The 17,900-nt window shown below is 47.5% G+C and carries 22 protein-coding genes; 6 read left to right on the top strand and 16 right to left on the bottom strand.

Translation table 11 applies throughout. The features are described 5' to 3' along the window. From AC5W14_RS13100 to hxlR, 9 genes are all read right to left on the bottom strand, one after another. A complete protein-coding gene (locus AC5W14_RS13100; protein WP_496058301.1) occupies positions 1-375 on the bottom strand; it encodes a hypothetical protein in 375 nt (124 codons plus the stop codon). After that, entirely contained in the window at positions 372-908 is a 537-nt protein-coding gene (locus AC5W14_RS13105) for an acyl-CoA thioesterase (protein WP_496058302.1), read from the bottom strand. The genes AC5W14_RS13100 and AC5W14_RS13105 overlap by 4 nt, the downstream gene beginning before the upstream one ends. Positions 909-1,077: 169 nt before the next feature. Next, positions 1,078-1,974: a cidABC operon transcriptional activator CidR gene (gene cidR / locus AC5W14_RS13110; RefSeq protein WP_496194749.1), complete on the bottom strand. Its 897-nt coding sequence runs from the start codon at positions 1,972-1,974 to the stop codon at positions 1,078-1,080. A 14-nt stretch (positions 1,975-1,988) separates the two neighbouring features. Then, complete coding sequence (gene yidA, locus AC5W14_RS13115; protein WP_496058303.1) at positions 1,989-2,813, bottom strand: sugar-phosphatase; 825 nt, start codon at positions 2,811-2,813, stop codon at positions 1,989-1,991. A gap of 142 nt (positions 2,814-2,955) precedes the next feature. Then, on the bottom strand, positions 2,956-3,996 hold the full coding sequence (locus tag AC5W14_RS13120; RefSeq protein ID WP_496194693.1) for a zinc-binding dehydrogenase: 1,041 nt from the start codon (positions 3,994-3,996) through the stop codon (positions 2,956-2,958). Between the two features lie 75 nt (positions 3,997-4,071). Next, positions 4,072-4,734: a molybdate ABC transporter permease subunit gene (gene modB, locus AC5W14_RS13125; RefSeq protein WP_496058305.1), complete on the bottom strand. Its 663-nt coding sequence runs from the start codon at positions 4,732-4,734 to the stop codon at positions 4,072-4,074. Positions 4,735-4,737: 3 nt separating this feature from the next. Next, positions 4,738-5,520, bottom strand: coding sequence for a molybdate ABC transporter substrate-binding protein (gene modA, locus AC5W14_RS13130; RefSeq protein ID WP_496058306.1), 783 nt, complete (start codon positions 5,518-5,520; stop codon positions 4,738-4,740). A gap of 232 nt (positions 5,521-5,752) precedes the next feature. Further along, on the bottom strand, positions 5,753-6,487 hold the full coding sequence (locus AC5W14_RS13135; protein ID WP_496194694.1) for a MerR family transcriptional regulator: 735 nt from the start codon (positions 6,485-6,487) through the stop codon (positions 5,753-5,755). A 104-nt stretch (positions 6,488-6,591) separates the two neighbouring features. Beyond that, positions 6,592-6,960, bottom strand: coding sequence for a transcriptional activator HxlR (gene hxlR / locus AC5W14_RS13140; protein ID WP_496058308.1), 369 nt, complete (start codon positions 6,958-6,960; stop codon positions 6,592-6,594). A 169-nt stretch (positions 6,961-7,129) separates the two neighbouring features. Here hxlR and AC5W14_RS13145 point away from each other — a divergent pair, with 169 nt between their 5' ends. Then, positions 7,130-8,296 carry an iron-containing alcohol dehydrogenase gene (locus AC5W14_RS13145; protein WP_496194695.1) on the top strand — a complete coding sequence of 389 codons (1,167 nt, stop codon included), beginning with the start codon at positions 7,130-7,132 and terminating at the stop codon, positions 8,294-8,296. 89 nt (positions 8,297-8,385) lie between these two features. Here the strand turns inward: AC5W14_RS13145 and AC5W14_RS13150 are convergent, their stop codons facing one another. Both AC5W14_RS13150 and AC5W14_RS13155 read right to left on the bottom strand, forming a co-directional pair. After that, the gene (locus AC5W14_RS13150) at positions 8,386-8,520 is read right to left on the bottom strand and encodes a hypothetical protein (protein ID WP_496058310.1); all 135 of its coding nucleotides are present in this window, start codon (positions 8,518-8,520) and stop codon (positions 8,386-8,388) included. A gap of 77 nt (positions 8,521-8,597) precedes the next feature. Further along, positions 8,598-8,720: a hypothetical protein gene (locus tag AC5W14_RS13155; RefSeq protein WP_496194696.1), complete on the bottom strand. Its 123-nt coding sequence runs from the start codon at positions 8,718-8,720 to the stop codon at positions 8,598-8,600. A 384-nt stretch (positions 8,721-9,104) separates the two neighbouring features. Between AC5W14_RS13155 and AC5W14_RS13160 the strand changes: the two genes are divergently transcribed. Beyond that, on the top strand, positions 9,105-10,064 hold the full coding sequence (locus tag AC5W14_RS13160; RefSeq protein WP_496194697.1) for an iron-hydroxamate ABC transporter substrate-binding protein: 960 nt from the start codon (positions 9,105-9,107) through the stop codon (positions 10,062-10,064). A gap of 1 nt (position 10,065) precedes the next feature. Here AC5W14_RS13160 and AC5W14_RS13165 read toward each other — a convergent pair whose 3' ends face one another. Further along, a complete protein-coding gene (locus AC5W14_RS13165) occupies positions 10,066-10,653 on the bottom strand; it encodes a class I SAM-dependent methyltransferase (RefSeq protein ID WP_496058313.1) in 588 nt (195 codons plus the stop codon). Between the two features lie 51 nt (positions 10,654-10,704). Then, positions 10,705-10,869, bottom strand: coding sequence for a hypothetical protein (locus AC5W14_RS13170; protein WP_496058314.1), 165 nt, complete (start codon positions 10,867-10,869; stop codon positions 10,705-10,707). A gap of 215 nt (positions 10,870-11,084) precedes the next feature. On the opposite strand from AC5W14_RS13170, the gene AC5W14_RS13175 reads away from it, so the two are divergent. Further along, positions 11,085-12,833, top strand: a complete 1,749-nt coding sequence (locus AC5W14_RS13175) for a bifunctional diguanylate cyclase/phosphodiesterase (protein WP_496194698.1) — start codon at positions 11,085-11,087, stop codon at positions 12,831-12,833. 275 nt (positions 12,834-13,108) lie between these two features. Next, the gene (locus AC5W14_RS13180) at positions 13,109-13,822 is read left to right on the top strand and encodes a hypothetical protein (protein ID WP_496058316.1); all 714 of its coding nucleotides are present in this window, start codon (positions 13,109-13,111) and stop codon (positions 13,820-13,822) included. A gap of 43 nt (positions 13,823-13,865) precedes the next feature. Here the strand turns inward: AC5W14_RS13180 and AC5W14_RS13185 are convergent, their stop codons facing one another. Continuing rightward, positions 13,866-14,819, bottom strand: a complete 954-nt coding sequence (locus tag AC5W14_RS13185; RefSeq protein ID WP_496194699.1) for a calcium/sodium antiporter — start codon at positions 14,817-14,819, stop codon at positions 13,866-13,868. Between the two features lie 251 nt (positions 14,820-15,070). On the opposite strand from AC5W14_RS13185, the gene AC5W14_RS13190 reads away from it, so the two are divergent. Beyond that, positions 15,071-15,310 carry a hypothetical protein gene (locus tag AC5W14_RS13190; RefSeq protein ID WP_496058318.1) on the top strand — a complete coding sequence of 80 codons (240 nt, stop codon included), beginning with the start codon at positions 15,071-15,073 and terminating at the stop codon, positions 15,308-15,310. A 106-nt stretch (positions 15,311-15,416) separates the two neighbouring features. Further along, positions 15,417-15,758, top strand: coding sequence for a hypothetical protein (locus tag AC5W14_RS13195; RefSeq protein ID WP_496058319.1), 342 nt, complete (start codon positions 15,417-15,419; stop codon positions 15,756-15,758). A gap of 85 nt (positions 15,759-15,843) precedes the next feature. On the opposite strand, the gene AC5W14_RS13200 is transcribed toward AC5W14_RS13195, so the two are convergent. Together AC5W14_RS13200 and AC5W14_RS13205 are read right to left on the bottom strand one after the other, a co-directional pair. Further along, complete coding sequence (locus tag AC5W14_RS13200; RefSeq protein WP_496194700.1) at positions 15,844-16,731, bottom strand: universal stress protein; 888 nt, start codon at positions 16,729-16,731, stop codon at positions 15,844-15,846. A 212-nt stretch (positions 16,732-16,943) separates the two neighbouring features. Then, positions 16,944-17,897 (bottom strand): ribose-phosphate diphosphokinase, encoded by a 954-nt coding sequence (locus AC5W14_RS13205; protein ID WP_496058321.1) that lies wholly within the window; start codon positions 17,895-17,897, stop codon positions 16,944-16,946. Positions 17,898-17,900: the final 3 nt, after the last annotated feature.

The following is a 17,900-nucleotide window of genomic DNA, read 5'->3' on the forward strand; positions in this document are numbered from 1 at the left end:
TTATTTAATAAAGCTGGAGCCCTGTATCATTTCCGGACGGGCACCGAGTACCATCAAGGAAATTTTCGAGCAGCCCACGTGTTTATGAGCGGTCAAAAGCGCGGAAAGCGCTGAACAGTCAGTCCGTGTTTTCAGCTGCTGTACTTCTTCCATATATAGAGCGAGCACCGATTCTTTCATAAAAGCCGGTTTGTCTTCTTCCGCCGCTTCGCCGGCCAGCAGCCCTCCGAGATAGCTGTAGCGGACCTGGAGCTGGCGGGTCAGGCTGACCACGTGATGAAACTGTTCATACAAGGATGGATGGTTCTGTTTGAGCTCGGTTAAGTCTTCTTTGGCCCGCTGAATATCGTGCAGTCCGGGCATTGTTTGGATCATAATGTGACGGCTCCTTTTTCCCATGGTTTCTCCAGGGTGATAATATTGTTGAGCTGTTTGCTCTGCGTGCGGCGGACGTGGCGTTGTTCGGCCCGTTCTTTACCGGACTCGTATAAAAATGTTTCCTCTTTGGTTTCCGGCAGAATACCGGGAACCGGGAGCGGCTTTTTGTGTTCATCGAGCGCCACAAAGGTTAAAAATGCAGTCGCCGCCATACGCCGCTCTCCGGTCATCATGTCTTCGGCAATCACCTTGCAGAAAATCTCCATCGATTTGTTTCCGGTGTACGACACAAACGATTCCACACACACTGAATCCGACTGCGTAATAGGGTACAGAAAATCAATTGAATCGGTTGAGGCGGTCACACACTCCTTAACCCGGGCATGGCGCCTCGCTGACAGTGTGGCGTTGTTATCAAGTTTTTTCATCAACACACCGCCAAACAGGGTATTGTAGTTGTTTAAATCGTTAATCATCACCTGGTCGGTATTAACAATCAGGCTTTCTTTTGGATGTTTCGTGTGTAACATGCTCGTTCTTCCCTTCTTTTTGCTGCGTCTGTTTTCAGTGTAAGGGGCTTGTCGCTAAAAGAAAAATGGATATATCTTATGTACAGCATAGACATCGTCTATGAGACGGTTTTCATTCCTGCCGGGGAAGACGTTACGGGACCGAACAGCGGCATAAAAAAGACGCCTTCTACGTAGAGGGCGTCTCCATCATTAAGCGCTCCTGGGTGAAACGGAGCCATTCGGTTGTCGCAAAGGATACATAGCTGTGTTTCCGCCAGATAATCGCCAGGTCCCACTCGAGCATCGGCTTGACTACTTTAATGGTGCACAGATCTTCCTGCAGCAGCCGCGAGACGCTGTGGGGCAGGATGGAAATCCCGAGGTGTGACGCAATCATTTTGCCGATAAAGTCCCACTGTGTGCTCTCGGACACCACTTTAGGCGTAAATCCCGCGTCCCGGCAGGCGTCGGTTATCCGGTCATTTAAGGCAAAATCTTTATTAAACAAAATGAGCGGTTCCTGCTTGAGCTCTTCGACCCGCACCTGTTTGCGGGATGCAAACGGATGCGCGGGCGGCACAACCACTTTGAGGTCCTCTCTCATAAACGAAAACGAGTGAAATTCCTCTGATTTAGTCGGCAGTACGGTAATTCCGACATCGAGCAGATCTTCCCGGATGTCTTCTTCAATTTTTTTCGTGCCGTTTTCCTGCAGCTGGAACGTGATGTTGGGATAGAGCTGGTGAAACTCCCCGAGAATCTTAATAAACCGGTCTGCATCCATAATAGGCGGCAGTCCGATACGGATATGCCCCTTCTGCAGACCCATCAAATCGTTCAACTCCGTCTTCAGGCTGTCGAAGGCACGGGTAATCGTTTCAGCCTGTCCCAGGATCAGCCGGCCGGCATCGGTCAGCACAAGCTGTTTGTGTGAGCGGTCAAACAGCTCTGCGCCAAGGTCTGCCTCCAGGTTTTTAATCATTTTGCTGATCGTTGGCTGGGTAATAAATAAATATTCTGCAGCTTTTGTGAAGCTTTGGAACCGGGAAACTTCAATAAAGTATTTTAAATGGCGGATATCGATATGACCGCCTCCTTTTATGACGATGGATGCCTGGCGAGCACCAGTTTCTGGATAACATCTGCAACACCATGGGCATTATTGGACAGCGTTTCGTAGTCGGCGTGCTGCTTAATAACCGGGATCGCATTTTCCATCGCCACCCCGCAGCCGGCGTACTGGATCATCGACAGGTCGTTGCCGTTGTCCCCGATACACATTACTTCTTCGCGGACGATGCCAAGCGATTCGGCGAGCTGCTGGACCGCATTGCCTTTGCTTGCCTCTGGATGCAGAATTTCAAAAAAGTAGGGAGCGCTCTGCACCATCGTGTATTTTTGTTTTAAAGCTTCCGGCATGGATGAAATAACCTCGCTCAGCTTTTCCGGCTCATGAATATACATAACTTTCGGAAACAGGGTGTCCCGCGGCATCTCATCGACCTGTCGGAAGCTGAGCGGAAGCTGCGTCAGATATGCTTCTTTTATCGTGTAAGGGCTGATATCTTTGTTCGGTGTATATACCTGGGCCGAATCAAAATAATGCATCGGCGTCTGCAGGTTCAGGCTTACTTCGTACAGCTCTTCGAGGTTCTCATAAGTCAGCGACAGCTCGGAAACAACCCGGCCGGTATGGCTGTCCTGAACGAGTGCCCCGTTATAGGCAATAACGTAGTCGCCTTCCTCCTGGAGTCCGAGTTCATAGAGATAGCGGTGCACGCCGCCGATCGGACGCCCGGTGCAGAGAACAATATGGGAGCCTTTCGAGCGGGCTTCAAGCAGCGTCTCCCGCACCTCGGTTGTAATTTCATGCTGGTCGTTCAACAATGTGCCATCCATATCAATCGCAATTAGTTTATACATGGGAAAATCTCCTATCCTGTTTCTCTATTTTTCTCTCTATCAGCATAGCGTGTTTGAGGGCTGAAATCTATCCGTTTCCAGAAAAAAACACCGCTCTCTCTGGAGCGGTGCCGGCAGAATCCATGACGTAGTCAGACCGTACCTATTGTTCAGGAAGCAGAACCACTTTGCCTAGTTTCCCTGCTTTTTTAAAATAAGTCTGTGCTTCCCCCGCCTTTTCTAATGGAAAAGTACAATCTATCACCGATTTAATTTTCCCTGCAGACACGGCGTGAAGCAGACGTTTGAATTCATTTTTTGTCCCCAATACAGAGCCGTAAAGCGTAATATGCTTTAAATACAACATCCGGAAATCCAGTTCTGTCTTCTGACCGCCCGCTGACCCGGACGTGCAGAATTTTCCGCCTTTCTTTAAAACCTGGAGAGAAGTGGAAAATAAAGCATCCCCCACAATATCCAATACGGAATCGACCGGGCCGTTATTCACCTTTAGTATTTCTTCGGCAAGGTTCGCCGATTTATAGGATAAAACATGGGTCGCACCGAGCTCTTTTAGTTTATCCTGCCATGTCAAGTCTCCTGCAATCGCAATGACCTCTGCTCCAAATACCTTTGCAGCAATTTGTACATTTAATGAGCCCACGCCGCCGTTTGCGCCGGTGACGACTACCGTTTCCCCAGGCTGTATTTGAATTTGTTCTGCCATATGCCATGCGGTCAAGCCGCTGACTGTAAAAACGGCACTTTCCGTATAGTCAGAAAGCGGCATATCAAAACATAAATGAGCCGGCCACACTACGTATTCCGCATATCCCCCGTCGTATTCCGACCCTATAAAAGACATATCTTCTGAAATATGTTCAAATCCCGCCTTTCCACTTGATGTGAATGGGAAAAGAATGACACTTCTGCCAAACATGGATGGATCAACGGAATTTCCGAGCTTCACTACCTCTCCTGTTATATCAGAACCTGGTATACGGGGAAAACGAACGCCTTCCGGACGCCATCCGGACTTTGAACCAGTACCGTATGCCCCTTCTCTCATCCAAATTTCTGTATTATTGATCGCACACGCCTTGACGTGAATTAACACTTCGTTATCTTTAGGTTCCGGAACGGGCCGGGTCACTAGTTCTAATTTATCCACATCCCCGTAGCCTGTTACTTGTACAGCTTTCATTAAATTCCTCACCTTTCTCGAGGGAACGAGTCAAGCCCTTGTTACAGGGGAGCGTCCCTTAATGGTTGAAACAGATTACCTGGCTTTTAACACGGTAGTCGTCAGCAGCAGGATGCCGATCGTGGCCGCGCTCAGGACTATCACCATTATATTGGCATCTTCCATTCGATTCGCCTGAACGGCATCATAGATTGCTATTGAGAGCGTCTGGGTCTGGCCGGGAATGTTTCCTGCTACCATAATCGTTGCCCCAAATTCACCCATCGCTCTGGCAAATCCGAGCACGATGCCTGCAATAATGCCACGATACGCCAGCGGCACCATAATCTTATAAAAAATCTGCCATTGATTGGCGCCATCCAACTGCGCAGCTTCCAGGCTGCCCTGATGAATAGAATCAAACGCGGCCTGCATCGGCCTTATAATTAACGGCAGCGCAGCAATAGAAGCAGCAATAACAGCTGCCTGCCATGTAAATAGAATAGAAGAACCGGTAAGACTCTCTACTGCTCTTCCTATCCAGCTGTTCGTGCCCAGCGTCACCAGTAAATAATAGCCTACTACTGTAGGCGGAAGAACAAGCGGCAGCATCATCAGTAACGATAACAGCTCTGTCCATTTGTTTTTATGTACAGTGACCAGCCAGGCAAACAAAATTCCGATAACAAAGGCAATTCCGGTTGCCAGGACAGCTACCTGCAAAGACAGAAAAAGTGGAAATCCAATTAAATCAATCATAGCTTATTCCTCCGGGAGTACGAATCCGTACTTCTTCATTGTTTCCTGGCCTTCATCCGAAAACAGGTACTCCACAAACTGCCCGGCTTCTTCCGGATGTTCACTTCGGGTGGGGACAGCCAGGGCCTGCGTAATCGGCTCATAGTCTTCTGTATCAATCGGTTCGTACGAAAGATCTGATTCTATTGAAAGGGCTAGTGCCACAATCCCAACATCTACATCCCCTGCCTCCGTATATTGAAGCGTCTGCCTGATGTTTTCCCCGTACACCAGTTTGTCTTCTACCTCATTCCATATCCCCCAGGATTCCAGCGCCTGCTGGGCAGCCTTTCCATAAGGGGCATGTTCCGGGTTGGCAATCGCAATCCGCTCTATCTTCCCGCTCGTTAAATCACCGGGTTCCAATGTGTCCTCTATCGTGCCATCGTGCATGATTCCGATCTGCCCTAACGCATACTGCCGCTTTGAATCCTTCTCGACAGCCTCTGCTTCGATCAGCCGGTCGATGTAGGATTCATGAGCCGCCGCAAACAAATCGTAAGAAGCGCCCTGCTCAATCTGCTGGGTCATCTGGCCTGTAGACCCAAAAGAGAAGGTCACGTTGATCCCTGTCTCTTCTTCAAAATCTTCTCCCAATACGGTAAACGCATGATATAAATCCGCGGCAGCCCCCACATTAATTTCCACCGGCTCTTCTTCCGTCTGTTCGCCTTCTTCTGCGTCGTTGCTGCATCCGGCTATCACCATGGTACCCGCCATGCCAAGTAGTATCTTTCCGTATTTCATTGGAGTATCTTCCTTTCTATGTCTCCCGGCATCAGTCCTGCTCTAGTTATAAAGCAGAAATACTGATTTTGTATGCGGTTGGAACGAATGATCAGAGAAACATAACCATCTTGATCCCTTTTGTTTTCCGATAGCTTTTTATGTTCTCCTGACGTTACCTCTATCAGCATAGCGTGTTTGGGGGCTGGTTTCCAGAAAAAACACCGCTCTCGCTGGAGCGGTGACTTGTGATTTAAGAAGAAAGCCGGGCGGTGCCGTATATTCGCATGGCTTCTCTCATGAATACGGCCAGGCCGTCTCCAAACTGGTCGATACTTTTTGTAAAACGTTCGTCTTCGGTATACATGGCACCAAGGCTGATAAATACCTCCGGCGGGTAGTCCCCGATCGATTGCAGCAGGTCGTACCATTGTCCGATTCGCCGCTGCGCCTCGGCAGATGCCGGATCGTCCCGGCGCACTTCTGCCAAACTCCGGTAGATCGCATTAAACCGCTCCTGTTCATCCCCGCCCGATTGCTTGACTTTCTCGTTGGCCTCGTTAACCTTTTCTCTGCCCCAGCGCTCCATTGCTTCTTTTTCATACGGATTGCTGGAAAAATCAAACCCTTTGAATTTATCGGATTGGCTCATTGTCTCTTCTCCTTTATGGTGACGTATGGTGCGGTCGATCGTGTGGATCATTTCCTGAATCTGCTGCTGTTTGGCACGCAGCCTTTCTTTATGACCGTTCAGCATGGACACCTGCTCTTCTGTCGTCAAAGCGGGCATGGTCTTAATAGAGGCAAGCGGCAGCCCGGCTTCCCGGAACAACAGAATCTGCTGAAGGCGGTCCATGTCTTCATCGCTGTACAGCCGGTAGCCAGAGGCCGTACGCATCGAAGGCACAAGCAGGCCGATGTCGTCATAATGGTGGAGCGTGCGCACACTGACGCCGGCAGTTTCTGCCGCTTCTTTAATTTTGAGCACCCTCTCGTCCCCCCTTTCTATTTTTCACTATAAGGCCTGACGCAGCGTCAGGGTCAATAGCTGCAGATAAAAAAACCCGTCCGGCATCCGGACAGGAGTGGTATTTATTTAACGTGGGCTTGAATGGTTTCTTCATCCATTTGAAGGACATCGGTCATATAGCCCCTGCCCCAGTCGTACATAACATCCAAAATAGGAATCAGGGTTTGCCCGTGGCTGGTGAGGGAATACTCTACTTTAGGCGGCACGACTGGATACACTTCCCGGTGCACGATCTGGTCTTCTTCGAGTTCTCTGAGCTGGGTAACGAGCATGCGCTGCGTGATGCCCGGAATCATCGCTTTTAGTTCGCCGAAGCGTTTGGTACCTTCTTTGCCCAGGTGCCAGATAATCAGCATTTTCCATTTGCCGCCGATAATAGACAACGTTAGTTCTTTTTCACAGTTGTAAACTTTCTCATCAAATCTACTCATGTTCTTTATCCCCTTTAAAGCCTGATATGGCCCATTAGTATACTTTTTATCACTATGTGCGGTGAATGTGGGTACTTACATTATCTGCTTGTACGAAGTATACTTGATTTTGTGCCTGGGGTAAAGAACCTCTCACACTTTTTCAAACAATCAACTGGAGGTTTTACCTATGAATAGATTTACCATACCAAGAGATATTTATTTCGGAGAAGACGCACTGGGCGTACTCGAAACATTAGAAGGCAAAAAAGCTATCCTCGTTATCGGCGGCGGCTCTGCCAAGAAAAACGGCACGCTTGACGCGATCGAGCAGAAGCTTGCTAAAGCATCAATTGAAACAAAAGTAATCGAAGGTATATCTGATGAACCAACAACGCAGAAAATCAGCGAAAGCGCATCTGTTCTGGAATCTTTTCAGCCGGACTGGGTGATTGGAATCGGCGGCGGCTCGGTTATGGACGCAGCCAAAGCAATGTGGGTCTTCTATGAGCACCCGGAGCTGACGTTTGAAGATGCGACTAAACCATTCGAACTGCCGCGTCTTCGCGGCAAAGCGAAATTTATCGGCATCCCAACCACAAGCGGCAGTGCTTCTGAGATTTCCAACCTGTCTGTTGTAACGGATGCAGAGACAAACATCAAATACCCAATGGCTGATTTTGAACTTACGCCGGACATCGCGATCATTGATCCGATGACGGTTGATCAAATGCCAAAAGACGTAACCGCCAACACAGGCATGGATGCGGTAACCCACTGCATTGAAGCTTATGTAGCGAAGCCGCATACGGTATTTACCGATGCACTGGCATTGGAAGGTGCCGAAATCCTTAAGAACGACCTGCTTCGCTCGTATGATGGCAGCAAAGAAGCCCGCGAACAGGTACACTATGCACAGGCAATGGCCGGTATGGCATTTGCCAACGCCGTACTCGGTAACGCACACAGCCTGGCTCACAAAAGCGGCCCGACATTCGGCATTGCCCACGGTCTTGCCAATGCCATTTATCTGCCGTATGTGATGCAGTTTAACCGTTCTGTTTCAGCAGACCGCTTTGCTGTAATTGCGAAGCGTCTCGGCTTGAACGGCACGACATCAGACGAGCTGACAGACTCGTTGATTGAGTGGGTTCGTGACTTGAACGTACAAATGGAGATTCCGTCTACCCTGCAAAAATGGGGACTTGATGAAGATACCTTTACTTCCCATGTAGCAGAGATGGCAAAAAATGCTGTCGGCGATCCATGTACCGGCACCAATCCACGTGAAACATCCGAAGATCAAATGAAAAAACTGTACGAAGCTGCTTATTACGGACAAGACGTCACGTTCTAAAGCTGCTTCCACTTAAAAGCCCGGTTCCTCTTCGAAGAGGAACCAGGCTTTTTTTGCTGGAAAAACAGCTGTTTATAGACGGACGCCGGTCAGCGGATTCTGCGGGTGCGCATCCGGCCGCGGCTTTTGTGCCGTTTTTTTGCGTTTTTACTGCGCTCGACCCGGTGCATAGAAACCCCAATCAAAAGCGCGCCAATAATTGACAACCATAAAATCAGATCCATTGCCATCCTCCTTTGCCCAACGAACTCATATGGGTTTTATCATATCATAGAAAAGGAGGCATTTCTCTCCTATGCAGCTAAAAAGAACTCGGTCTTTCCGCCATTGCGGGTGCGGCTTTCCGGCCTGTCGGTGTTACCGCCAGTCTGCCTTTAGATGTTAACGTCCCCTCTTTTATTTCACCAATCGTTCCGGCCGCCATTTAATATTCAGGCCTGACTTCTTCGCTGATCGTTCAGACTCACGTATCCCGTGGGATGAAGCGTTCATTCCAAGCAGTCCTCCGACTCATGCTTTGTCGGTGCCATACCCCTGAACCGTGTCTGCAAACGAGCCGCATAACGTAATCTCTGTCCATTCCGGTACGCTTCCGAGCCATTCATGGACGAATCCGGCCGATGGAGACCGTTAAACCACGACCCTCATACTCTCCCCCTGTTGTCCTCTGCCGATTGGTTCATTTCTTTGAATATAGTGCGCTCTTCTTTTAAAGTCAACTGCGATTGCATATAGACAAGGAAAGATTTTCCTGCTATATTTTTAAATGATAATGATTTTCAATATCAATAAGGGGTGGTGGATGTGGATGTATATATTAAAGGCAGGATTTTCAGCCTTTCTTTTCTGCTTTGTTCTTTTTCTTGCCGCCTGCGGCAACAGTGATTCAGAAGAAACAAGCAGCGCAGAACAAGCCGAAGAAACAGACAGCGGTACGAGAACAGTTACAGCCGAAAACGGCGAAGTAGACATACCTGCGGATCCGGAACGGGTCGTCGCCCTTCAATTTGCCGGGGATCTTCTGGCTTTGGGCATTGAACCGATCGGTGTCGACTCGACTCTTAAAAACAACTCCAACCAGCTGGAAGAGGAATTGGCGGGTGCCGAAGACGTTGGAGATCCTTCTGTCGAAAAAGTGCTGGAAATGGAACCGGATCTGATCGTGGCTCCTACATATTTAGAGGAAAATGTAATCAGCCAGCTGGAGCAGATAGCCCCGACGGTTACCGTGCCGTGGGCGGAAATGGATGCCAAAGAAGAAGTGGCCTATTTTGGTGAGATGCTGGACCGTGAGGAAGAGGCCGAGGAATGGATTGCTTCCTACGAACAACAGGGCGAAGAAGCGAAAAAACAAATCAGTGATATTATTGAAGCCGGCGAAACAGTCGGTGTGTACGAAATATCTGCTAAAGAAATTTATGTTCATACCACCCCGGGACGCGGGTCATATAATCTTTATGAAACACTCAACCTCCCCGCTCCCGATCTTGTGCAGGAAGAAGTAATCGATTCCGGCGAGCAGTTTGCCGCGCTCTCGCTGGAAGCACTGCCCGATTACGCGGCGGATCATATGTTTGTCACCGTATATGAGGAAGGCGGTGTAAAAGAAGCGGAAGAGCTAATGAACAGCTCGATCTGGAAAAGTCTGCCTGCTTACGAAAACGATCAGATTCATATGGTAGCTCTAGAAGAGTTTTGGTTTAACGATGGGCTGTCTATGGAAAAACAGCTTGATATTCAGGTAAACGAGCTTACTTCAGAAGACTAACTCAGGACGACACATAGGCTTCAAGTATAAGGACGAGACCGCCGTATAAGGATTGAACCCGTTCCAGTTGCAGCGGGCTTTCTTCCACAAGGCGCCGGGTCGGCCGGTTTAACTGGCATCCTTCTGCGACCCGCTCCCAGGCCGGTGCCAGAATATCCTGCAGCCGCGCGGTCCTTGGATGGCGATCCATCCGTACGTGTTCGAGCAGCTGTATTCGTCCGCCGGGCTTAACGACCCTAGCGGTTTCACGGAGCGCCCGGACGGGATCCGGAATCGTGCAGAAGGCAAGAAAGGCAGCTGCTTCATCAAACGTATCGTCTGGAAACGGCATGCTCTCTGCAGAAGCCTGGGCCAGGTAAAAAGTTACGTTCGGCGGAGGGGGACGGCGGGAGATCCGTTTTAGTTTCCCTGCATCCGGCTCCAGCAGGGTTACACTCTCTGCCTGCCTGTAATAAGGCAGTGAAGCACCCGTTCCTGAACCAATATCAAGGACGTTTCCTTTTACCCCGGCAAGCATGTCCCGGCGTATCTGCTTGAGCCTGGTCTGTTCAAGCGGTGCCATCAGCGTATCGTAAATCCAGCTTTTCATTTTTACCTCCAAACAAAACCGGTTCTCTCAATGGAGGACCGGTTTTTTGATTTATACTTCTTCGGCGCCTGCTGCTTTATCTTTTGGACGCTTTCGTTTTATGTCGATGATGCGTCCGCCGGCAAAGCCTTCATTGATCATGCGGTCGATTTCGAGTTCATATTCTTTGATTTCATCACGAACGTTACCCTTTTTCTCTTTTTCAGGAGCAGTCACCTTTGCCACCTCCCTTCTCAAAAGCAGGGGTACCTGTTAACAAACCAGGTACATTTTCTTGATTCCATTATAGCATATTCTGCTGTATAAAAGCATATTCTCCCATGTAAACTCTGTTGTATGGTAGGCTTGACGCAACAATTCTCTCAAAATTTGTAAGAGATCCTATATTGTTTAAAATATGCCAGTCGATAAAGATAAAAGGGGAAACGATCATGCAGTTCACTGAGATCAACTACACAGAAAAGCTCGACCATATCGTTTCGGAAGCGATTGACTATTTAAGCAGCGCCCTGCAGTCGAATACGGTGTTTTTCTCTACGTCCAACGGGAATGTCAACACGATACGCCGCGTGTTCAACCGCCGATACAATCTGCTTAAGGAAGGAGAAACGCGCGACTACCGCCATGAGTTCTGCCGCATCGTTACGGAGAGCGGAGAAAATCCGCTTATTGTTAACGATTTAAGCCTTCACCCGCTCACAAAAGACCATGTGGTTACTCATTTAATAGGCACCGGCTCCTTAATGGGCGTTCCGATTGTTACTGATGAAAACGAACTGGTGGGAAGTCTCTGCGTGATGGACCTGGATCCGTATCGTTTTACAAAAGAAGACGCCCAGCTCATGAGGATGCTGGGATTTATTATTAATCAAAGCCTGATGCTGGAAGGCGCGCTGATTAAAGACAGTTTGACCGGGCTTTACAACCGTTCCTATATTTTTAATTACTTCCCTGCTCTCCGCATAACTCATTCCCGGACAGCTGTGCTTTATCTGGATTTTGACTATTTTAAACAGATTAATGATATATACGGCCATGCAGCCGGCGACCGGGCGCTTCAATCGATCAGCTGCTGCCTGAACACCTACCTCCCCTCCCAGAGCAGAATAGCCCGGATCGGCGGAGATGAATTCGTTGTGCTGCTGCCACAGGAGAAAGAGCCGCTTACAGAAGACTATATCCGCGGCATCCTGCAGCATATTTACAACGAATGTCACAATGACGGCCTCGTTATTGATGGAGATAAGATCTTCTTTACTTTCAGTGCCGGCGTGAGTATGTTTCCTGATGACGGCAGCGACATAGGAGCCCTGCTGAACAAAGCAGATCTGGCGATGTATGACGCAAAGCATAGAGGGAAAAACCGGGTCGAATTCTATAAGCCGCATATTCTTGGAACGCACACGAGAAGTTTCTATATGAAAAACGAATTAAAACAGGCGATAGAACAGAAGCAGTTTCAGCTGTTGTTTCAGCCGCAGGTAGAATTGGACACCAACCATTTAATTGGCGGGGAAGCCCTGTTGAGGTGGAACCATCCACATTTAGGAGATGTCGCCCCTTCTGAATTTATATCCATTGCCGAAAAAGCCGGCCTCATGGAAGAAATCGGCTGGTGGGTGCTGAAGGAAAGCTTCCGCCTTGCCGGGGAGTGGATCAAAACAGAGAAACAGGATTTTCAACTAGCCGTCAATATTTCTCCCCAGCAGTTCGAGAACATACATTTGGCTGAGGACATTATTGCGCTCATCCGGTATTATGGGGTACCACCGGAACAATTGACCATCGAAATTACAGAGGGCATGATAATCCGTCAGGAGGAGCAGTCCCTTAATCTGCTGCGGACATTAAAAAAAGAAGGCATTCAGATTGCACTTGATGACTTTGGCACCGGATATTCCTCGCTTTCTTATTTGGCTTCTTTTCCCGTAGATGTGATCAAAATTGATAAATCTTTGACGATGAACCTGGATGTGGCATCAAACAAAAAAATCATCGAAGCCATTATCCGTCTGGCAGAATCGATGGATATTGCTCCTCTAGCCGAAGGCATTGAGACAGAGGCACAGCTCTCCTTTTTAAAAAAACACGCCTGTGTTCTTGGACAGGGCTATTATTTCGGCACCCCGGTTACACCGAAAGCATTTACAGCTGAATTTCTACAGATAGACAGCGTATGAGTCCGTTATATAAAAGAAAAGCCCGGGAGGTATCTTATCTGCCGGGCTTTTCTTTTATAACAATGGCTGCATACAGGCAATAACACGCTCCCTCTGTGATTTGGATATTTCTTACATATCAGGTATACAGGTCCATGCGCGTTTTTGGAGCGCTGTAAAATAATTTGCTTGCTGCCGAGCGGTTTATGCTATATTTAGTGAGCTGAAAGAAAGAGAAATGACGGTTTTCTATCCGTCCGCAGCCAGACTATTGTTAAGGGAGAAAGTGCCTGCTCATGATTACTATTGATTCGATTGTTATCGGCATTGGGTTTTTACTGATTCAATTGTTTGCCAGCCAGGTAATATCCAAAACAAATTTATCCACTTCACGCTGGCTTTCCCTATGCGGAGGTGTAGCTATTGCCTATGTCTTTGTCTATATCCTCCCTACCCTTCATGATGAACAAAACAAGCTTGGCGGTGAGGCTCCTCTCGGCTCGGAGCTGTATGTATTAGGTCTGCTCGGCCTGCTTGTGTACTTCACCATTTATAAGTTGGCTGATTACCGAAAAGAACAAACTCACGGCGCCACCCGCTTTTATTTTGTGGAAGCAGGATTTTTTGCGGCCTATACTTTTATGGTCACCTACATCGTCGTCTCGTCTGACGTAAAAACGCTAGAAGCCATGTTTTACGGCACTGCCATTGGTCTTCATTTTATCGGCATCTCTTACAACCTTTGGCTGGAAAGCAAACACCTGCATCTTCGGTACGGCCGCTTTATTCTTGGGACTGCCACTATTGCCGGTTGTGCAGCGGGGATGTTCGGCCCTTCCACCGGCCTGTACGTTGATTCGATGATTGCCTTTACGTCCGGTGCGATGATTTTTAACGTCATCAGCAAGGAAATGCCATCAGAAAAACATACCCACCTTTATATATTTCTCGGTGCTGCCGTTATCTATGCGGCGACGATTACTGCTCTCAGCTCGTTATTAAGCTGGTAAATAAATCCCCGTCTGCTCTTTATAGAGCGGACGGGGATTTATTTTAATTGCGCAGAATGATATAGATCATGTATAAAATGTAGGCAACCGCAAGCGCTATTCCTTCCCGGCGTCCAATTGTAAAGCTTGTTCTGGAGAACACGAGCAGAACGACAGTCAGTACAATCATTAAAATTACGTCGAAAAATACTTTGCTGTCTACAGCAAGCGGTGATATCGCAGAAGCAGCACCAAGGACAAATAAGATGTTAAAGATGTTACTACCTACAATATTGCCGATCGCAATGCCGCCTTCTTTTTTAATAGCTGCGGTTACCGATGTAATCAGCTCTGGCAGCGAGGTTCCAACTGCAACAATAGTAAGACCGACCAGAGTGTTACTCATTCCAAAAGAGCGCGCTATATCAGAGGCACTTCCAACGACCAGGTCCCCGCCAAAAATAATTGCAGCCAGACCGATGATAGTCAGAAAAATATATTTCCCCCATACTTTCTGAACGGTCTGTTCTTCCGGCACCTGGCTGTTGCGGTCCCTTCTCGCCACTTCAAAAATATAATATAAAAATACGGCAAAAAATAACAATAAAATAAATCCATCACTACGTGTGATCATGTTGGCACTCACTGTTTGAAGCGCCATATCACTCATTAGTATCAATAGGGCAATGCTTGCAAGCAGGGTGAACGGAATTTCTTTACGGATTGTTTCCGTTTCCACTTTCAACGGTGCAATCAGCGCGGTTAGGCCGATAACAAACGTTATATTAAAAATATTGCTACCTACCACGTTTCCGAGTGCCACTCCCGCATTGTCTTCGAGTGCGGCAGTCACACTGACCGTCGCTTCCGGCGAACTTGTGCCAAACGCCACAATCGTCAATCCAACGAGCAGCGGACTTACCTGCAGATTAGACGCTATGCGGGACGCTCCTTTTACAAAATAATCAGCGCCTTTAATCAGTAATGCAAACCCAACTAAAAGTAAAACGTACGTCACTGTGCATTCCCTCATTCTTTTTTATTTGCATGCTTTCCCGCCATTAGAAACGCACTGCCTTCTTCTATACCTTTTGCACTACAGACTGAAACGCTCCAGCGCTGTATTTTTGTCGTCTCTGCCATAAAGTAAAGGCAATGACTTGAAAATAATGAACACAAGCCCTATCATAAAAAATAGTTTATACTTCATCACCATATGAAAGGGCGTGCTCCCTTATGTTATTTGCGGCTACTCTTACGGAAACACAAATGAAAAAATTAAAAAAAGCACTCGGCCTCGACCGTTATCATGTACCTGTCCAAAATTTTTATTACGGATCCGCTGCAGATGAGGACTGGCGGGAATTGATTCGAAAAGGTTTCGCTCATCAAGAAGATCCCCATTACCCTTCCAAAGAAAACATGACTATTTATTATGTATCATTTGAAGCGATTCTGCCGATAAGCGGGCAGGAAATGACACCGCAGGAGTATTATTATTTAAAGTAAAAACAGACCGGACGGAAAAAGCCCGGCCTGCTTTTCTTAATTCCATGTTTACATACAGCATAATTCGGAAATGGCTAGAGTAGTACACATTAGAAAGGTGAGATATATGAGTTTACAAGTAATAATTAGTAAAACAAACGAACAAATTGAGGTCCGTTCTGTAGAAGGACAAAAGGACATTTATGATATTGCAGGCAACGATGCAATTACGCTAGAAATGATCCCGGAGCTGGATATTTATGCTCTTGCTACTGAAGGACAGTATGAAGAAGCAGATTATAAGATGAAATCCAAGGATTTTGGAGATCTTACGAATAAATATTCACTAAAAGGCACTGCTGTACTATTGGCTTTGGATACGAAAGGCAACTACACTTCCCTAACGGATATGCAGGTAGAAGCCGTTCGTCAACTGCAGGAAGAGCAGGGCGGCTTAATTAACAAGTAAACCAGAAACGCGTTCCTGAAAAGGGAGCGCTTTTTTTGTACCCGGCATATGTATAAGGGGAAACCAGGCTGCTCCCCCTTTTCTGCTACTGGCGGTTACGAATAATTAATACATCGCAGGCAGCACGTCTTGCAATGCCTTCAGATACACTCCCCAGGAAAAATCGTTCGGTACTGCTTAAACCAGAAGCTCCGACCACAATTAAATCCACGTTGTATTTGTGCGCTGTTTCTTTCGGAAGAATAAGTTTTGGGGAACCAGCCTGCAGGGACAGCTTCAGCTTGTCTTCATCAATTCCTTCTTCTTTAGCCATCCGGCTGTACTCCGCAATTAGCTTTTCTCCATTTTCCCGGAATGTTTCCAGAATATGATCCCGGTACTGGTCGGCAGTGGATACCATTGGTGTATGCATGGCGTGTGCAATAACTACGGCGGCCCCGGTGTCCTTTGCCATAGCAATACCTTTTTTAAAGGCATCAAGGCCTGTATCTGAGCCGTCTACCGGGATCATAATGGTTTGGTATTCTTTTTCAGGCTCGTTTCGAACAATCAGCACGTCACATGATGCATGCCTTGCGATGCCTCCTGAAACACTGCCGACAATAAACTTTTCAAACGTGCCGGCTCCCGAAGCCCCTGACACGATCAAATCCGCCGCGAATTCCGGGGCAATTTCTTTAGGGATTTTAGATTTCGGCATCCCCTGCTGCATGGATACGCTGACACTGAGCACCCCCGCTTTTTCCGCCGTTTCTTTGCTTTCATCGAGAATGCTCTGGCCTTTTTCTTCGGCTGCCGGCAGCATATAAGGAGAATACAACTGCATCCGGCTGTAATTGCGATAGTCCACCACGTGAGTTATAACCAGCCGGCTGTTGTTGGTTTTGGCAAGCTTAATGCTTCTTTTTAATGCATAATGGGATTCTTCCGATCCATCTACAGCAGTCAAAATAGTTTTATACCGAGTCTTCATCGCCATTCCCGCCTTCTCTTGTGGATTTATTACGTTTAGTATATACCAGTTTTTCTGAAAAGAACGTGACCTACATCACACTCAGCTGTCAGTTGTGTATTTTGGCTTTTTGTCTGTTTTATTAAAATTTTTATTTTTATAATTAATTTGGTACGTGAAATTATTTAAACCTTTATATAAGAAACCGCAGAATTTCTCTGCGGCTCTTGTTGTTATCGTTTGAAAAGCTTATCCACTGATTGTCTATTGTGCACACGGCTGATGGCCTCTGCAAATAATGGCGCAGCCGATAATACTTTCATGTTTCTGCCCTGTTTGGCTTCCGGAATATGAATCGTATCTGTAACGACCATTTCTTCGATCGGTGCCTGTTCGATTAATTCCACTGCGTTTCCTGACAGCACGGCGTGGGTGCAGCAGGCATATATCGTTTCTGTGCCGCTGTCTTTAAGCGCCTGGGCCGCTGATGCCATCGTTTTTCCTGTATCTATTAAATCATCAATGATGATGGCATTCTTTCCTGCCGTCTCTCCAATGATATTTACAATCTCGGACTGACGGGCCCCCGTCTGCCTTTTATCGATAAAGGCAATCGGCATACCAAGGATATCCGCCAATTCCCGCGCAGCTTTTACTCCACCGTTGTTTGGAGCCACAATCACTCCATTTTCTATCTGTTTTTCAGCGAAATACTTCGATAGGATCGGCATGCCAAGAAGATGATCAACTGCAATATCGAAAAACCCTTGAATCTGCGGTGCATGAAGGTCCATTGTAATGACACGTGTAGCCCCTGCTGCCTGGAGCAGGTTCGCAATTAACTTTGCTGTAATCGGCTCTCTGGAGCGGGCTTTGCGGTCCTGTCTGGAATAGCCGAAATACGGGATAACCAGATTGATTCGTTTGGCGGATGCCCGCTTTAGTGCATCAATCATAATCAGCAGCTCCATTAAGTGGTCACTGCTTGGATGTGCAATAGACTGAACGACATAAATCTCTCCGCCGCGCACGCTCTCCTCTACGTTCACTTTAACTTCCCCGTCACTGAAGCGCTGGACGTTGCTTCCTCCAAGCTCACTTCCTAGATGGCGGACAATGTCTCTTGTAAGCGGCTCATTTGAGCTCAGCGTAAACATTTTAAACCTGTCATTAACTGTAAACGTCATGTG

This window comes from Sinobaca sp. TMA16-18 (assembly GCF_059510535.1).

What these genes read in the sequence shown, in the direction of transcription:
- AC5W14_RS13100 (WP_496058301.1), bottom strand. Translation starts at nt 375, where the DNA reads ATGATCCAAACAATGCCCGGACTGCACGATATTCAGCGGGCCAAAGAA.
- AC5W14_RS13105 (WP_496058302.1), bottom strand. Translation starts at nt 908, where the DNA reads ATGTTACACACGAAACATCCAAAAGAAAGCCTGATTGTTAATACCGAC.
- yidA (WP_496058303.1), bottom strand. Translation starts at nt 2,813, where the DNA reads ATGTATAAACTAATTGCGATTGATATGGATGGCACATTGTTGAACGAC.
- AC5W14_RS13120 (WP_496194693.1), bottom strand. Translation starts at nt 3,996, where the DNA reads ATGAAAGCTGTACAAGTAACAGGCTACGGGGATGTGGATAAATTAGAA.
- modB (WP_496058305.1), bottom strand. Translation starts at nt 4,734, where the DNA reads ATGATTGATTTAATTGGATTTCCACTTTTTCTGTCTTTGCAGGTAGCT.
- modA (WP_496058306.1), bottom strand. Translation starts at nt 5,520, where the DNA reads ATGAAATACGGAAAGATACTACTTGGCATGGCGGGTACCATGGTGATA.
- hxlR (WP_496058308.1), bottom strand. Translation starts at nt 6,960, where the DNA reads ATGAGTAGATTTGATGAGAAAGTTTACAACTGTGAAAAAGAACTAACG.
- AC5W14_RS13145 (WP_496194695.1), top strand. Translation starts at nt 7,130, where the DNA reads ATGAATAGATTTACCATACCAAGAGATATTTATTTCGGAGAAGACGCA.
- AC5W14_RS13150 (WP_496058310.1), bottom strand. Translation starts at nt 8,520, where the DNA reads ATGGATCTGATTTTATGGTTGTCAATTATTGGCGCGCTTTTGATTGGG.
- AC5W14_RS13155 (WP_496194696.1), bottom strand. Translation starts at nt 8,720, where the DNA reads ATGGCGGCCGGAACGATTGGTGAAATAAAAGAGGGGACGTTAACATCT.
- AC5W14_RS13160 (WP_496194697.1), top strand. Translation starts at nt 9,105, where the DNA reads ATGTATATATTAAAGGCAGGATTTTCAGCCTTTCTTTTCTGCTTTGTT.
- AC5W14_RS13165 (WP_496058313.1), bottom strand. Translation starts at nt 10,653, where the DNA reads ATGAAAAGCTGGATTTACGATACGCTGATGGCACCGCTTGAACAGACC.
- AC5W14_RS13175 (WP_496194698.1), top strand. Translation starts at nt 11,085, where the DNA reads ATGCAGTTCACTGAGATCAACTACACAGAAAAGCTCGACCATATCGTT.
- AC5W14_RS13180 (WP_496058316.1), top strand. Translation starts at nt 13,109, where the DNA reads ATGATTACTATTGATTCGATTGTTATCGGCATTGGGTTTTTACTGATT.
- AC5W14_RS13190 (WP_496058318.1), top strand. Translation starts at nt 15,071, where the DNA reads ATGAAAAAATTAAAAAAAGCACTCGGCCTCGACCGTTATCATGTACCT.
- AC5W14_RS13195 (WP_496058319.1), top strand. Translation starts at nt 15,417, where the DNA reads ATGAGTTTACAAGTAATAATTAGTAAAACAAACGAACAAATTGAGGTC.
- AC5W14_RS13200 (WP_496194700.1), bottom strand. Translation starts at nt 16,731, where the DNA reads ATGAAGACTCGGTATAAAACTATTTTGACTGCTGTAGATGGATCGGAA.
- AC5W14_RS13205 (WP_496058321.1), bottom strand. Translation starts at nt 17,897, where the DNA reads ATGACGTTTACAGTTAATGACAGGTTTAAAATGTTTACGCTGAGCTCA.